The following is a 16497-nucleotide window of genomic DNA, read 5'->3' as shown; positions in this document are numbered from 1 at the left end:
AGAAAACCAATGGTGGCTACACAAAATAAAAATTTGCAGTTTCGGGAATTGGGTTTAATGGATTACGAACCGGCCTTCAGCTATCAGGAAAAACTGATGAAAGCAATCATCGACCTTAAACTGATAAACCGCGACCGCACCGATGGTGAATATGAAGAAACACCCAATTATTTGCTTTTTGTTGAACATCCTCATGTTTACACGTTAGGAAAATCCGGTGATGAAAACAATATGCTCCTGAATGCGGATAAACTGAATGAAATCAACGCCACATTTGTGAAGACAAACCGCGGCGGCGATATCACCTATCACGGTTTTGGACAGATTGTCGGCTACCCTATTCTGGATCTCGACAATTTCAAATCCGACATCCATCTGTACATGCGAAATCTGGAGGAAGTCATCATCCGGACGATTGCTGAATATGGATTAAAGGGCGAACGAAGCGAAGGTGAAACGGGTGTCTGGCTGGATGTCGGCAAACCATACGCAAGAAAAATCTGCGCGATGGGCGTAAAAACATCGAAATGGGTAACCATGCACGGTTTTGCGCTGAATGTGAATACCGATCTGCGGTATTTCGAATACATTATTCCGTGCGGGATAAAAGACAAATCAGTGACTTCATTAAAAAGAGAACTGGAAAGGGAATTTTCTGAGGAAGAAATTGGAGCGTTGAAAGAAACAATAAAAAAACACTTCTGTGAAGTATTTGATGCTGTAATTTCTTAAAATATTTTCGACCCGCGGTACACTTCTGCCGATTTTTCAAACATCGGAGCGGCGTTTTTACGGAACTCGAAAAGATGGTCTGCCGCACTGTGCTTATGGTGATGCTCTTCAGTCTCCCAAAGTTCAACCAGGAAAAATGTCCCTTTATTGGAAGTGTCTTCAATTAGATCGTACTGAAGACATCCTTCTTCCTTGCGTGTTTCGCTTACCAGTTTTTTCAGCAGTTCAATCGCGTCCATCATATAATTTTCCTTAAAGTGAAACAGTGCGACGATATACAGGTTTTTCATTAATTTTGTTTTTTCAAAAATAAGAAAAAGCAGGCATTAAAAGCCGGTAAACAAGAATAAATCCCTAAAAATATAGATGTTCAGCAAACAGGAAGCACAACAGTTAAAGCAGGAATTCTGGATTGCCTTCGGAAAAAGTTTCCCCAGAAAATGGCTTCTGTACGATACCAAAATCAAGGACTTTTCCTTTAAATTTTCTGCCGACAATAAGAGAGCCGAAGTTTCACTCGATATCGAAATGAAGGATGAACTCTTCCGCAATGTCTATTATGAAAAGATTTGGTCTCTGGAAAACATGCTGAAAGACCATATCGGGGATTTTCAGAAGGATGAATTTTACACGCTTGAAAACGGAAAAGTGATTTCCCGCATTTGGGTCACCAAAGAAAACGTCACCATATTCAACAAAAACACCTGGTCCGAAATTTTTGAGTTTTTTATTGAAAAGATGGAAGGCTTCGAACACTTTTACTACGAGTACGAAGATTATATCAAGGATGTTTAAAAGATTAATTGGTGTACTGAAAACTTAAATAAAAAGGCTGAACATTTTAATTCAGCCTTTTTTGTCATTAATTTTAAGAAAATCTTTTCTTTCTCCACCAGTAAAATACGCCTCCGAGCAAACCGATAATGGCCAAAGGCAACAGCAGATTCAGCCACTGCCAGTAGCTTTTCTCTTCATCAATTCGTTGCCGGTCCAGAAGTCGCGCTTCTATATTTCTGTTCCGGAGCTGCATCAGATTGCTGTCATCCAGCAGATAATCCAACGCGTTTCGTAAAAACTGTTCGTTACCGTAGGTCTGTTTCGTGAGAAGATCCTGCCCCAAAGGCAGCGGATTACCTTTGTAAACCTGGTTTCTTCCAACATCGCCGTCTGCAATTACAATCATTTTATTGGCAGAACTCTGTGCTTTGAATCCGGGATAAGCATTTTTTTCGCTTCGTGCAGCGTAAGCAGAAGTAAATTTTCCTTCCAGAGAAACCGCGAAAATCTTCGGCGTTTCCGGTCTTTCATTGGGTCTTATGGAATCTTCGGTTACAATTTCTCCCAATTGCACAAAATTCGGAACCTGCTTGATTTTGGTTCTTTCGCTGGATTCGAAAAGGACATTGGTTCTGATGTTTTTTCTTCCCAACGTATCAATGGAAGTTGGGAACTCAAACTTTACAGGATTGATGTTCTTGGTAATCGGATTGGGTCGGTCTGCAATTCCAAGCGGGAAATATGGCCAGAGAAAGCTTGCATACTGCGCATTTCCGGAGACTTCACCGGCCTGAAGCCTGATGAGTGCCGATTTCTTAAGGTCTTTTACCAAACCTGAATTGATGCGGATTCCATAATTGAAGAAAAAATCCGTCATATTATTTTCCACAGGATAAGCCATGATTTTTTCTGAACGGAAAAGCGTATCCATTTCAGCATTCACAGCATCCATCATCCACAAAGTCTTTCCGCCATTCATGATGAACTGGTCGATAATCACTTTTTCACCGTCGGTAAAAGCTTTTCTCGGTTTGGCGATGACCAGCGCGTCCATTTTCTTGAGTCTTGGGACATCGGCAAGCGTAAGTTCAATCTGGTTTTGAGGAATAATAGGACCTGCATTATAGTTTTCGAGCGCCATCTGCATGAATCCATGAAACTGTTGCGGATTCAGTTCGTCGTGGTTGATGAGGATCCCCACATTCTTTTTTGTCGGGCGGGTGATGGATTTAATATTCGATACCAGATTGTATTCGAGATTTTCAATGGATTTTGTCAGCTGTTCCGAAGATTCAATCCCCGTCTGGCTGATGATGAGCGGAAGCGAAGTTCCGCGGGAATCGTATTTGATGGCTGCGTAAGGAAAAAGATAGATTTCAGAAATCTTTCCGTCCTTCATATCCGTAAGTTTCGAAGGCTGCATTCCCATGGCCATCAACGTATCCTGAGACATTTTTGTTTTGATCGGATCAATGAAACGGTAATCGATTTTCGGATTGATCTTGCGGAATTCCTCGAGCATAAATTTCGTCTCGTTCTGCAGCTGTTTGAAACTGGCCGGGAAATCCCCCTCCAGATATACATCAATCGTCATCGGTTTATTCACCGATTCCAGGATTTTTACGGTGGAGTCAGACAGGGTGTAACGTTTCTCCTTCGTTAAGTCGATTCTTGAAGAAAAGAGGCCAAAAGCTCCCGCCAGCAAAACAATTGCGATAACCGTATAAATGATATTATTTCTGTTCATTTTGAGTGATGATTACTTCTTTTTTTCGACAAAAATTTCAGACAGATACAAACAGATCCCAATAACCAGCAGGAAATAGAAAAGATCCCGGCTGTCGACCAGACCTCTTGTGAAACCGAGAAAATGCTTGTAAAATCCAAGGTTGGAAAGGAAAAAATCTGCACCGCCAAGGAGTTTGTAGCTTGCGAGCTGCTCTATTCCGAAATACAGGATGAAACACATGAAAACGCCTAACAGATACGCCATAATCTGGTTCTGAGAAAGCGACGAGGCTAAAATTCCGACAGATGCAAATGCCGCAATAAGCAGAATCAGTCCGAAATAACTTCCTAAGGTAGCTCCAAAATCAATATTGCCAACCGGAACTCCCAAAACATAGACTGTATAAAGATAAATGAGAGAGGGCAACAGACACAGAATTCCCACGACCCAAACGGCCAGGAATTTTCCAACAACAATCTCAGAAACCTTTACCGGTTGCGAAAAAAGCCAGCTCAATGTTCCCGACTGCTGTTCCTCGGCCAGCGTTTTCATCGAAAGCGCCGGAATAATGAACATGAGCAGCCACGGTACCAGAACAAAATAACTCTGTAAAGTAGCCGTTCCGATATCGAAAATATTGGAATCGTTTTCGAAGAAAAACAGGAATAGCGTTCCGATGAGACTGAATGCAGCGATGATCAGCCACGCGCTCCAGTTCCCGAAATAGCTCCAAAGTTCTTTTTTAAAAATTGCTTTCATTGCGTATGAATGAGGTATGGTTTTAATTCTTATTGTTTGATTTTCTCCTGTTCACGAGTTTCACCGTCAATGTTATCACTACAACCAACGCGATAAATCCTGTAATCAACTGCCACCAGTATTCGATGACGGAATATTTTAAAATTACCGTAAATACCACGAGAAAAAGGATAAATGTCGCGATTTCGTTGGCTTGCCGAAGTTTTACATTGGAAATTGGTAATAGCTCTCCGTTCAAATTTTTCATCTGCAATACTTTCTTCCAGCACCAGAAATGATAGATTCCCAACCCCACCAGAAACGTCAGTTTCAAATGAAACCACGGTGTTTTCATCAAACCCAAATTCAGGAAAATCATCGTAATACCGCTTAAAAGCATGATGACTCCCGCCGGAACAGTGATGATGTTCCATAAACGTCTGGCCATGAAAACATATTGTTCGCGAAGGATTTGTTTTTTGGTTGCTTCGAATTCATCCGTGTCTTTATAATAGACAAACAGCCGGACCAGGTAAAAGATCCCGGCAAAGTAACTGACCATAAAAATGATGTGAACGGCTTTGATGACGGTATAAAGCATCGGAAAAATTTAGGTGCAAAGATAATTAAACACAGTTAAAATCTGTAAAACAATTTTATATCGAAATACATGTTCAATCGAGTATGGGAACCGGCATCAGAATTCATTCCCGCCAAACCCAGCGAAAAATCATCAGTTGGTCCCTGCGTTTCAGTTTTGCCCACGGTATTCTCATATTTAATATCTACATCCGGTAAACCGATGCCTATTTTAGGCATTACTCCAAATCTTCCGCCTTCCTTCAGCATCAGAAAACTGTAGTTGACCCCAACACCTTTCTTGGTTTTCTGGTAATCCGTTTCGTCGTAAGTATAATTGGCTCCGTTTTCAGAGAAATCACCATCCTTTAAATGCTGCTGCGTATTGACATAAAACAGGGAAGCTGACAGAAAATGTTTCGATTTCCGGTCGGGAGCAAGACTGTAGTAAATTTCAGGGCGGATTTCAAAGGAGCTGAATTCTGTAATCCAGTCATCCATTCTGAATGCGATAGGACGTGCCCCAACACCAACTTCTGCACCCAACCAGATTTTTTCGTTTAGTTCATGCATATACCCTACAGTCCACCGGTTGGATGCCAATGCAGAAACAGTACCTACGGTAACAATATTTCTATAATCTGAACTTTGCGCATTCGCAGTGCCGCAGAATACAGCAGCAATTAAAAGAACTAATTTTTTCATACGCTTCAATAAAGTGTTTGGGATTTTCCCTTTTTAGGAAATCACTCCCAGTTCTTTCCCAACTTTTTCGAAAGCAGCCAGGGCTTTATCGAGATGTTCTTTCGTATGCGCTGCTGAAAGCTGAACACGGATCCTTGCCTTGTCTTTCGGTACTACGGGATAAAAGAAGCCGATGACATAAATACCTTCGTCCATAAGTTTTTCCGCCATCTTTTGGGATAAAGGCGCGTCGTACAGCATTACCGGAACAATTGCGGCATCGCCGTCCGGAATATCAAAACCTTTCGCTTTCATATGGGTACGGAAATATTCTGCATTTTCCATGACCTGATCGCGAAGCGAAGTGTCATCAGAAATCATGTCGAGCACTTCCATAGCTGCTCCTACGATTCCGGGAGCGAGTGAATTTGAGAATAAATACGGTCTTGAACGCTGTCTGAGCATATCGATAATCTCTTTTTTACCGGAGGTAAATCCGCCTAACGCTCCGCCCAATGCTTTTCCAAGCGTCGAAGTAATGATGTCTACCCTTCCCATCACTTCATTGGCTTCGTGGGTTCCGCGGCCGGTTCTGCCGATGAAACCTGTTGCGTGGGAATCATCCACCATCACCAAAGCATCATACTTGTCTGCAAGGTCACAAACGCCTTTCAGGTTCGCAACAATCCCGTCCATTGAAAATACCCCGTCGGTTACGATGATTTTAAAGCGGTGATTTTTTCCGGAAGCAGCGATGAGCTGAGCTTCCAGGTCTTCCATATTGTTGTTTTTGTACCGGTATCGTGCCGATTTGCATAGCCTTACCCCGTCGATAATCGAGGCATGATTGAGTTCATCAGAAATTATGGCATCCTCTTCAGAAAAGAGCGGTTCGAATACCCCACCGTTCGCATCAAAACACGCGGCATAAAGAATCGTGTCCTCCATTCCGAGGAATCTGGAGATTTTGGCTTCCAGTTCTTTGTGGATGTCCTGAGTCCCGCAGATAAAACGTACCGATGACATGCCGTAACCATGGCTTTCGATCATGTCCTGAGAAGCCTTCATCACGCGAGGGTTGTTCGAAAGTCCGAGGTAATTGTTCGCACAGAAGTTCAGGAGTTTTTTCCCGTTCGCCTCTATTTCGGCGCTTTGCTGTGAAGTGATGATTCTTTCGGTCTTAAAAAGGCCGTCGTTCTTGATATTGGTAAGTTCGTTCTGAAGGTTTTCGAGGTACTTTGGTGAAATCATGTTTGTTGGATTTTTTTGACCTGCTAATTTAAGAAAAAGCCTTCAAACTGAAGGCTTTTAAAAGTTAAGACCTGTAAATTGCATTTTACTGATCAGTTTTTCATAGTGATTTTGCTATTTTGGTAAACTTTATCACGCTTTTTAATTTTTAATAAATTTCACCGTTTTTTTATTGTTTGAAGTTTCTATCTTCAGAAAATAATTTCCTTTTGGTAACTGCTTAATGTTTATTACTCCATCAGGATTTAAAACTCCTGAAATAACTCTTCCTGAAGCATCTATTATTTCTGCAGATTTTATTTTTTCCTTAGATTTTATGAAGATTGAATGCGTTGCCGGATTCGGATAAATTGAAAGCGAAGATTTTATATCAGTTTCGTCCGTCCCTAGAATCGAAGTGCAGGCAGAATTATAACTATCGCCCGTAATTAACCAATTTTTATAATTAATAAGATTGGTTCTGGCGTTTATGGCAGATTGATGTTTGTAATTGAGCGGCAGTGCGGATCCAAGATCAATATTATTGGGGGTTTGAGGGTTGTTATTCCAACCAAATAAAGCGTTGTCGTAATTTTGACAGTTGAGCCCGGAAAATTTAAGCATATCCACACCATTGACCAATGAGCTGAGATTCCACGCTCCAATATTCTGATTAAAAGCAGTTGCAGCATGAAACATCTCGTTCATATTGGTAACATTTCCAGTATTCCAACTGCTCAGATCTTGGTTAAAAGAACTCGCTGAATGAAACATATGTTGCATTGTTATTACATTTGCTGTATTCCACTTACTGAGTGGTTGATTAAAATTAGTTGCAACATCGAACATGTAAGACATATTGGTTACGTTACTAACGTTCCATTCGTTAATTGGGGCATTGAACAAAGAATCGTCACCAAACATATAATACATATTAGTGACTGTGGAAGTATCCCACGTATTAAAACTGGGATTTCCCACAAGTGAGAAACAGAAGAAGAACATCTCATTCATTTGGGTAACATTCGTCAGAACAGGAGCATCTGTTGCAGTAACATTCATATTACTGCACCACACGAAGGCATTGTCGAATGTTTGCCACTGTATATTTCCCCATTGCGCAATCTCAAGTAATTTTTCATGATCTGAATTTAAATAGGATAAGGTGCCTGTGCTGTCAAAGAATCTTACTTGATTAAAGCTACCATTGCCATCACTTATTTTTATTTTGTAAGTTGTGTTTGCAGGAACTGGATTTAGTGGACTTCCAAAATTAACTGTAAATTCCAGAGTAGAATTTACATTACTTAAATTCCCGTTATGCTGAGGATATCCAACTTCTTCCCATGCAACGTTAAAATTAGTGCCTCTGCCCGGAAACTGAATTTGTTGGGAAGTTCCAGGCTTCCAGACAGTAATAAACTCATTCTGAGCTTTCGCAATGTGTAAAAAAAAGAAGCAGATAATGACAGTGATCAGTTTTTTCATAGTGAATAATGCTATTTATTGGCAAACGTAATTACGCTTTTTTAATTTTTAATAAATTTCACTTTTCCTTTATTATTTGGAGTTTCTATCAGAAAACAATTTCCTTTTGTTAAATGTTGGATGTTTATGTAGCCACTGGGAAATGCATCGAGTTTATCTGTTACTTTTTCGTGAATTTAATATGCTTGCCGTTTATGCTCATGACATAGGTTCCGGGAACGAGTTCTGAAATATTAATTGAGCCTGAAGGAGTATAGGTACCTTTTCTCAATAGCTTCCCGTCGATAGAATAGATCTCAAAGCCGGTGGTTCTGCTGATGCCTTTAAAGAACAGTTCATTCTTCGCGGGAATTGGATACATTGTAAATTCTTCATTTTCGGATGTTTTTACGCCTAAGGTTATATCGTTGGTTACGGTGCTGTTCTTCTCCAGAATCTGGTAATCATAATTGAATTCTACACTCGCGACCGGAAATGAAACTGGCTGATTAAAGTACTGATTGTTGGAAGTATTATTAAGCGCGAAATAAGCGGTCTGTCCGCCTGTACCATTTACTTTGATCGGTAACGGCATCTCAAAGAAACTCACTGAAGAATGGCTCTGCACCTGAGAAACAAGAAAGACAAGATTGGTATTTGAAGTATTCTGAGCCCATTTAATGGTGTAAGTCGGGTAACCCTGCCCATAGAGCCAATCATTGAAGAATTCGGTAAAATCCCTACCGGTGGACTGAAGCAATGACGCCTTCAAGTCGGTGGATTTCGCATAATTATATGCCAAATTTGGTCTTGAATGGTAGTCCTGTACCGCCTGGTAAAAAGCTGCATCGCCTAAAATCCATTTCAGCATGCGTAATATATAGCCTCCTTTGGCATAAGTAAGCCTGCCACTGAATATAACGTTCTGATTAGACAGAAAAGCATCATCTACATAAGTGCTTCCTCCTGTCGAACTGGTGATATAATTTTTCTGTGATAAAAGATAGTTGAGAAAGTCAGCATTATTCATCAGCAATTTTTCGTTCACAAGGTGTTCTCCAAAAGTAGCAAAACCTTCGTTGAGCCAGATATCGTTCCAGTCTCCGCAGGTCACTTTATCACCAAACCACTGATGGGCAAGTTCATGTGCGATGACACCTTTTCCCCATCCACTCATGGAACTCATGGTCTGGTGCTCCATACAGACTCCGGAATACCCATATTCCATGTGTCCGTATTTTTCATTTCGGAACGGATAAGGTCCAAAGTACGTTTCGAACGTTGACATGGCCTGTTTGGTCCATTCAATGTTCGCCATAGAGCCGGTATTGGCCGCTGTTGTAGGATAAACATAATTTACAAACGGGAAAGGCGGTGTTCCAATGACGTCATTAATCTTGGTAAAATTGGTTATGGAAACCGCTACCAGATAGGCTGCCATCGGATACTGTGTTCTCCAGAAAGTGAGTTTCTGATTACCTGCAAGTGCAGTTTCCGACATCATTTTACCATTAGCCGCTACACTGTACTGATTAGGCGTTGTGATTTTAAAATCGAAGCGGTCAATTTTGTCATTCATGCTCTGTTTGGTAGGAAACCAATCCTGAGCGCCATAAGGTTCCGACAGGGTGGAAAGCACCGGCGTCCCACTCTGCATGTGATTTGCAAATGCATTATTTGCCAAATCCGGTGCTCCGGAATAATGAATGGTGAGGGAATCCAAAGTATTGGAGGGCAACTGCGCAGGGAAATCGATTTTCAGTTCTTTTGTAGGAAGCTGCTGAAATGTCACGTTTGTTCCGTGATAGGTGACCTGAGAAACCGTTAATGCAGTAGTCAAATCAAAATAAATACTGCTGATATTCTGATTGGGAGTAAAATGTGAAGTCACCGATCCGGAAACATTGTAAACACCCGGATTAAGGGTAAGATCCATCCGCTGATATTTCAGATCGTAATTTAAGGTGTTTGGGTTCACATTAAACTCAACCATCTTATTATAATTGCTGATTTCCTTTGCAATGAGTGCTTTTCTTTCAAGCTCTTCATTCTGAGCTGAAACTGCTACGCTGAAAAGCGATAACAGAAGAAATAAATATATTTTTTTCACTTAAATTATTTTTGCTAAGATAAAAAAACCTTTCAACATCATGGAAGAAAGGTTTTTAATATAATTTGGTGTATTATTTAAAGATTAAGCGCCGGCTCCAGAATCTTTTCCATTTTAGCCTTGACCTGCGTCACAGAGCCTGCATAATTATTGATGAGCAAGGAGAATACCAGAGTCCTGCCTGAACTTGTTTTCATATATCCTGCAAGTGTCTTCACTTTGTTTAAAGTTCCAGTTTTAGCAAATATCTGCCCATTTCCGGGTCCGGCGAACATCCTTTTAAGCGTCCCGGTTTGTCCCGCAACAGGTAAAGAATCGAAATACGATTTAAAATATTTCTCGTTCATCAGCGAGGTCAGAAACTTAACCTGAGCAATGGGTGTAACTTTATTATAATGTGAAAGGCCGCTTCCATCCAAATAATTCAAACCTGCTGTGTCGAATCCTTCGGAAGTGAGGTGATTTAAAACCACTGCTCTTCCTGATTCCAAAGTCTGATCGCCTTTTTTCTGAAAACCCACCATTCTCAAAGTAGCTTCAGCCAGTGCATTATCGCTGTGCTGGTTCGTATAAAACAGGATTTCAGCTAATGTTGGAGAAAGGTAAGAAGTAATAATTTCTCTTTTTTCAGGTTCAGCATCATTCATTTTCGTCATGACTTTCCCTGTAATAGGCATTTTGCTTTTTACCATGGCAGTTCTTAAAGCATTCGCAAGATAAGCCGGAGCATCGGGTAGTTTTGTGGTAACACCTCCGTTTTCGAATTTTTCCGCATAAACCATCTGTTGGATGTACGGTGAGATGTAATAATAATTTTTACTTTCAGAAAAAGGATTCGACTGTTTTGAAATGAGTTTTTCGTTGGCCGGGTTGATGTTTAAGGTGGTTCCTGCCGGAAGATAATAGTTTCCGTTTTCCAGCCAAACAATGTTTTCGGGCAATTTCTGGGTTTTATTCAGTTTAAAAACCGCCGTCTGAATAATGATGTTGCCGTTTACTTTTTTAATGCCTTTACTATTCATGGCAGCCAGAAAATCTGCAACAATGGTGCTGTATGACTGGGCACCTGCTTTATTGGTCCCTAAGGAGGGATCGCCGCTGCCTACAAGATAAAGATTGCCATCCAAAATACCATCAGGGTTCAATGTGCCTGAGTATTCCAGTTGTGTAATCCATCGGAATTTCTCTCCTAAAAGATTCAGAGCGGTTTCTGTGGTAAGCAGCTTTGTTGTAGAAGCCGGAACCAACGGCTCGCTTTCATTGTAAGATGAAATAACTTTTTTTGTCTTCGGATCATACACTACAAAACCCCAATTCGCATTGCGAAGAACAGGATCAGTAGCCATCGAATTGATGTTAATGTCAACAATTTCCTTTGCTGTGAGCAGTTTTTCTGAAGATACTACATCTTTAACGGCACTGGAAGGTTGATTTTCGTATGATTGAGGGTAAGTTGACGAGGCGAAAGTTCCCTGTCCCATTGCTAACGCTGAAAACGCAAAAGCAACCGGGACAATGATTTTTTTTAGTTTAATCATTTAAAATATTTATTTGATTATCTGAATAACTCTTCTTTTTTCGATAAGATTGAACGCATAAACATCTATCGAACGCTCAAAAATAGAAATTATTGTTGATAAACCGTCACTTACCAGCCTTAAAACCTACAAAAAAGCGTTAAAGTTTCTTAAAAATCCACGAAAATCATCTTTTTAATGCTTTGGTAAGCAGTGATTTCATCAAATTCCTCCAGACTGGCTTCTACAAGATTTTTATATTCGGCGTATTTTTTGCCCCGCGGCAGCTTAAGCATAATCTGAAACTGATACAGCAGATTCAGTTTCCCGATTGGAGATTTTTCAGGGCCCAGAATGCATTCTTCTGGCAGATATTTTCTCAGCACCGATCCCAGAAACTGTGAAGCGCGGTTCACTTTGTCTTCCTTTCGGTGTTTGAGTTCGATCATGATCAATTTAACGAAAGGTGGATAAAGAAATTTCTTTCGTTCTTCCAGAAAATGGCTGTAAATTTTCGTTGAATCATGTTCTTTAATTAGCTGGAAAACCAGATGTTGAGGATTATAGGTCTGAATCAGAATTTTACCTTCACCCGATAATCTTCCGGCTCTTCCGGATACCTGGGTAATGAGCTGATATGCTCTTTCATCTGCCCTGAAATCCTGCACATAAAGCAACGAATCCGCTTTTGGTATAGCTACGAGTTCAATATTGTCGAAATCCAGGCCTTTGGAAATCATCTGTGTTCCGACGATAATTTCAGTCTCGCCGGTTTCAATCTTTTCGTAGAGTTTTTCGTAGGCAAACTTTTTGCGCATCGAATCCACATCCATCCTATCGACTTCAGCCTCCGGAAAAATCCTTGACACTTCTTCATGAATCTGTTCCACGCCCACTCCGCGTTCATTCAGGTTTTCGGAATGGCATTTCGGACAGACTTTCGGTTTGGCAGCTTTCTGTCCGCAATAATGGCATTTCATTTCATTCGAAAATTTGTGATAAGTCATGACCACATCACAATTCGAACAGTAATTTACATAACCACAGGTCTCACATTCCACCACATTGGCATAACCGCGACGGTTGTGGAGAATCATGGTCTGTTTTTTATGCTCCAATTCGTTTTTAATTTCATCAATCAATTTCAAAGAAAAATTGCCGATGATCTTTTTTGAATCCTGCTCTTCTTTAAAGTTGATGATTTCAAACTCCGGTAATTTCACCTTGCCGAAACGTTCGGCAAGAAACACGTAACGAATTCTGTCTTTTTTTGCAAGATAATATGACTCAACAGACGGCGTTGCAGAACCCAGAATGACATTGGCTCTGTAAAAGTTGGCCAGTACCTGAGCGGCATCCTTTCCGTTAAAAAATGGTGAAACTTCCCGCTGTTTGTAGGCAGAATCGTGCTCCTCATCCACGACAATAAGGCCTAGATTCTGAAACGGAAGAAAAAGCGCATTCCTTGTTCCGATCAGCACTTTCAGTTCGTTGTTTTTAATTTTACGCCAGACCTCTACCCTTTCAAAATCAGTCAGTTTCTGGTGATAAAAACCGAGTTTATTTCCGTATTTTTTTTCGAGGCGCTGAACAATCTGTTTGGTGAGGGAAATTTCCGGAAGCAGAAAAAGAACATTTTTTCCGTTCTGTACGGTCTCTTCAATTTTCTCGAGATAAATATGGGTTTTGCCCGAAGAAGTAACCCCATGAAGCAGCACATTTTTGCCTGCAGCAAATGCTGTATCGATTTCAATTTTTGAAAGTTGTTGCGCTTCACTCAACTCGTCCAGTTCTTCGGTTTCGCCACTGTAGGTCTCCAGACGGTCTTTCTGAAGAAAATATTCCTGTACAAGATTCTTGTCTGTCAAAGATTTCAAGTGCGCATGCGCAAAGTTTCCTTCTCCGAAGATATCGGATTTCCGCAGCGGTGTTCCGGGATTTTCGGTCTGCTTTTCAAGCAGCATCAGAAACAGTTCCTGCTGCTTTGGCGACCTTTTCAGCTGGACCAGAATTTCGGGAAGTTTTCTGTTTTTCAGTTCTTCCTCATTAATCTTTAAATACGCAACTTCTTTAGCTCTGTATTTCTCGGTAATTTTTTCATCAATTTCAATATACTGCAGATCAATGAGCGCATTGATCGTTTTTACGATGTCCTTCTTTGGAATAAACGCTTCGATTTCCGTTAAATTGATGAGCTGACGCACTTCGAGCGCTTGGATCAGGTACATTTCATTCACATCCAGATGCTCAAAATCAACAGTTGTATTGGGTTTCAGTTTCAGATAGGTTTCACTTTCCAGCTTTAATGAGGAAGGAAAAGCAAAACGGTAAATCTCACCCAGGTTGCAGAGGTAGTATTCTGAAAGCCAGTTCCAGAAAAGGTTCTGTTCTTTCGGCAGAATCGGAAAATCATCCAGAATACTAATCAGTTCTTTCGGAACGAAGGTTTCGGGTTTTTCGCTGTGAATTTCCGAAACAATTCCCGTGTATATTTTTTTGCCGCGAAACGGGACCAAAACGCGCATTCCCGGCTCGAGTTTTTCCACTAAAGCTTCGGGAACTTTATAGGTAAAAGTCCCTTTTAGGTTAAGCGGTAAAATGATCTGGGCGAAAGTCAAGGTAATTTTTTAGAAATTTATCTGATTTAGAAATTTTGCGGTGCGGCAATCTGCAAATTTAGAAAATTCCAGTCAAAGCAAACTGCTTCCCACGAAAAAACGGGCTGAAGCCCGTTCTGTAAATGTTTTATTTAGTCTGAAAATATCAGATCTAAAATATGGTTGATCAATAAAAATTTATTTTCCTTTTCTGCGGTCCAGTTCTTTTTGAATCAGGCCGAGTTCACGACCGGTCTGTCCCTTAACAGAGGTGTTTTCCTGTGCTCTTCGTGTGAGATACGGAACCACATCTTTCACAGGACCGTACGGAAGATATTTGGCAACATTGTATTTTTTGTCGGCCAAATAGAAAGTGATATTATCGCTCATTCCATAAAGCTGACCGAAATAAATGCGTTCATCGCTGTTTTCAAGACCTTTCGCTTTCATCTTATCCATCACCAGTTCGCTAGATTTCTCGTTATGGGTACCGAAAAATCCGGAAACGCTATCCAAATTATCCATTACAAAATCAATTCCGCTGTTATAATTTTTATCTGAAGCGTCTTTTGTCGGTTGGATCGGATCCGGATAACCGTTTGCGGCCGCTCTTTCCCGTTCTTTTTCCATATAAGCACCGCGTACAATTTTGTAGCCGATGAAATAGCCTTTTTCTTTCGCACGCTGAAGGTTTGCCTGCATATATTCCAGCCTTCCGGTTCTGTACATCTGAATGGTGTTCCAGACAATGGGTTTTTCGCGGTTGTATTTCTGCATCATTTCCTCCACCAAATGGTCGGCTGCATCCTGCATCCAGGTCTCTTCTGCATCGATCATCACTTTTTTGTCATTTTCAAAACAAAGTCTGCAGACTTCGTCAAACCTTTTTACAACTCTTTCCCATTCTTCTTTCTGGCTGGAAGTGAGTTCCGTTCCTTTTCCGATTTCTTCATAAATATCAATTCTGCCGAAAGCTGTTGGTTTAAAAACGATGAATGGAATTGCCGGATTGCCTACTGAAAAACGGATGATGTCTTTAATTTCATTACAAACCGAATCAAAAACTGCTTCCTCTTCTTTTCCTTCAATGGAATAATCGAAAATACTTCCCACTCCCCGGCGGAACATCTGGGTAACGACCTGCATGCTTTCTTCACGTGTTTCCCCGCCGCAGAACTGTTCGAACAAAGTGGCTTTCACAACATCTCCGGCGAAAGGAAAATTATGATGAACGGTAAAATTGAGAATATTGGTACCTATTTTTGTAAGAGCCGGCTGTTCAATCAGTTTAAACATCCAGTATGCTTTTTTCAGCTGTGCATCGGTCTTATCGGCGAAAGCAAGCTGTGTATTGTTGAAAATGCTCATTAAAACTTTTTAGTAGAAGCAAATTTAAACAATAGAAGAGGAATAAAAAATAAAAACTAAAATTTTGTAAGGATTCCGTTAAAAAGCATGGCGATGATCCCTACAAAAATCCAGATTCTGAGAATATTCAGAACAATAACGGTATTTTTCGTGGCCGGCCTGAGCAATAAATAAACAGAAACGATAAGAATGAACATTCCCGCGCCGAAATAATAGTTCAGTATGCTGTTGAAACCTGTTTTGTCTATAATAATTGCCGAAATACCCATTAAAACTATGATCAAGATTACGCTGATCGTTCTGGAAGCCTTTAGACCAAAGCGGATTGGAAGCGTGTCGTAACCAAACATTTTATCGGCTGTCCGGGTAAGAAAATCTTTAACAACGTCAATAATCAGCAGCATTAAAAATAGAAATGCGGCCATTAAAAAAACCTTCAGAGAAAAAGTGCGGTAATAAACAAGCATCCCGAAAAAAGGATATAAAGTAAGCCCCACAAATGTGAGATTGTTGATGATGAGAATTTTACTCAGTTTATGGCTGTAAAACCACATCAGAAACTGATAGACCAGAAAAAAGACAAAAACCCGCGGCGAAATAAGAAACGCGATCCCAAGGGATACCAGGTTTAAAGAAAGATAAGCGTAAAGAAAATATTTCTGTTTAAGAAAGCTCTGTAAACGCGTGCGGAAAGGTTTCGTAAGTTTATCCTTTTCACGGTCATAGAACTGATTGATGATTCCGCCGGCCAAAATACTTAAAACAGCACAGAAAATAATGCCGTGAATCTTAAAATCGAAAACAAAATTGCTCAGACTCTCTTCCTGATTGAAAAGAAAAAAAGTGGAAACATATAACGCGAAAGTTAGTAAAGCCGTAACGAAAACCCTGGCTCCAAGCAAAAAACCGACAAACTGTGAAATTCTGTAAAAGAGTGGGTGCTTCATAAAATTATGCCGAATGTGAATT

At 40.5% G+C, this 16497-nt stretch carries 14 protein-coding genes; 2 read left to right on the top strand and 12 right to left on the bottom strand.

Annotation, left to right across the window (positions count from 1 at the left end; translation table 11 throughout):
* Positions 1 to 9 precede the first annotated feature (9 nt).
* A complete protein-coding gene (gene lipB, locus FUA25_RS01650; protein ID WP_147755157.1) occupies positions 10 to 732 on the top strand; it encodes a lipoyl(octanoyl) transferase LipB in 723 nt (240 codons plus the stop codon).
* Here lipB and FUA25_RS01645 read toward each other — a convergent pair.
* Positions 729 to 1022: a putative quinol monooxygenase gene (locus FUA25_RS01645; protein ID WP_147755156.1), complete on the bottom strand. Its 294-nt coding sequence runs from the start codon at positions 1020 to 1022 to the stop codon at positions 729 to 731. The genes lipB and FUA25_RS01645 overlap by 4 nt on opposite strands.
* Positions 1023 to 1098: 76 nt before the next feature.
* Here FUA25_RS01645 and FUA25_RS01640 point away from each other — a divergent pair, with 76 nt between their 5' ends.
* Positions 1099 to 1527: a DUF4268 domain-containing protein gene (locus FUA25_RS01640; protein WP_147755155.1), complete on the top strand. Its 429-nt coding sequence runs from the start codon at positions 1099 to 1101 to the stop codon at positions 1525 to 1527.
* Positions 1528 to 1600: 73 nt separating this feature from the next.
* On the opposite strand, the gene gldG is transcribed toward FUA25_RS01640, so the two are convergent.
* The 11 genes from gldG to FUA25_RS01585 form a co-directional block, all read right to left on the bottom strand.
* On the bottom strand, positions 1601 to 3256 hold the full coding sequence (gldG, locus tag FUA25_RS01635) for a gliding motility-associated ABC transporter substrate-binding protein GldG (protein WP_147755154.1): 1656 nt from the start codon (positions 3254 to 3256) through the stop codon (positions 1601 to 1603).
* Between the two features lie 12 nt (positions 3257 to 3268).
* On the bottom strand, positions 3269 to 3997 hold the full coding sequence (locus tag FUA25_RS01630; RefSeq protein WP_147755153.1) for an ABC transporter permease subunit: 729 nt from the start codon (positions 3995 to 3997) through the stop codon (positions 3269 to 3271).
* A 22-nt stretch (positions 3998 to 4019) separates the two neighbouring features.
* Complete coding sequence (locus tag FUA25_RS01625) at positions 4020 to 4577, bottom strand: CopD family protein (protein ID WP_147755152.1); 558 nt, start codon at positions 4575 to 4577, stop codon at positions 4020 to 4022.
* Between the two features lie 35 nt (positions 4578 to 4612).
* The gene (locus FUA25_RS01620; protein WP_147755151.1) at positions 4613 to 5260 is read right to left on the bottom strand and encodes a hypothetical protein; all 648 of its coding nucleotides are present in this window, start codon (positions 5258 to 5260) and stop codon (positions 4613 to 4615) included.
* A gap of 33 nt (positions 5261 to 5293) precedes the next feature.
* Positions 5294 to 6490, bottom strand: a complete 1197-nt coding sequence (gene kbl / locus FUA25_RS01615) for a glycine C-acetyltransferase (protein WP_147755150.1) — start codon at positions 6488 to 6490, stop codon at positions 5294 to 5296.
* Between the two features lie 141 nt (positions 6491 to 6631).
* Complete coding sequence (locus tag FUA25_RS01610) at positions 6632 to 7957, bottom strand: BspA family leucine-rich repeat surface protein (RefSeq protein ID WP_147755149.1); 1326 nt, start codon at positions 7955 to 7957, stop codon at positions 6632 to 6634.
* Positions 7958 to 8117: 160 nt separating this feature from the next.
* On the bottom strand, positions 8118 to 10046 hold the full coding sequence (locus tag FUA25_RS01605) for a M1 family metallopeptidase (protein WP_147755148.1): 1929 nt from the start codon (positions 10044 to 10046) through the stop codon (positions 8118 to 8120).
* A gap of 77 nt (positions 10047 to 10123) precedes the next feature.
* A complete protein-coding gene (gene dacB, locus FUA25_RS01600; protein WP_410493455.1) occupies positions 10124 to 11527 on the bottom strand; it encodes a D-alanyl-D-alanine carboxypeptidase/D-alanyl-D-alanine-endopeptidase in 1404 nt (467 codons plus the stop codon).
* A 206-nt stretch (positions 11528 to 11733) separates the two neighbouring features.
* Positions 11734 to 14181, bottom strand: a complete 2448-nt coding sequence (gene priA, locus FUA25_RS01595) for a primosomal protein N' (RefSeq protein ID WP_147755146.1) — start codon at positions 14179 to 14181, stop codon at positions 11734 to 11736.
* A gap of 177 nt (positions 14182 to 14358) precedes the next feature.
* Positions 14359 to 15528, bottom strand: coding sequence for a proline dehydrogenase family protein (locus FUA25_RS01590; RefSeq protein ID WP_147755145.1), 1170 nt, complete (start codon positions 15526 to 15528; stop codon positions 14359 to 14361).
* Between the two features lie 56 nt (positions 15529 to 15584).
* Positions 15585 to 16475, bottom strand: a complete 891-nt coding sequence (locus FUA25_RS01585) for a UbiA family prenyltransferase (RefSeq protein ID WP_147755144.1) — start codon at positions 16473 to 16475, stop codon at positions 15585 to 15587.
* Between the last annotated feature and the right edge of the window lie 22 nt (positions 16476 to 16497).

Source organism: Chryseobacterium sp., assembly GCF_008014695.1.
Taxonomy (GTDB): Bacteria; Bacteroidota; Bacteroidia; order Flavobacteriales; family Weeksellaceae; genus Kaistella.
This window is presented reverse-complemented; position numbering and strand designations above follow the sequence as displayed.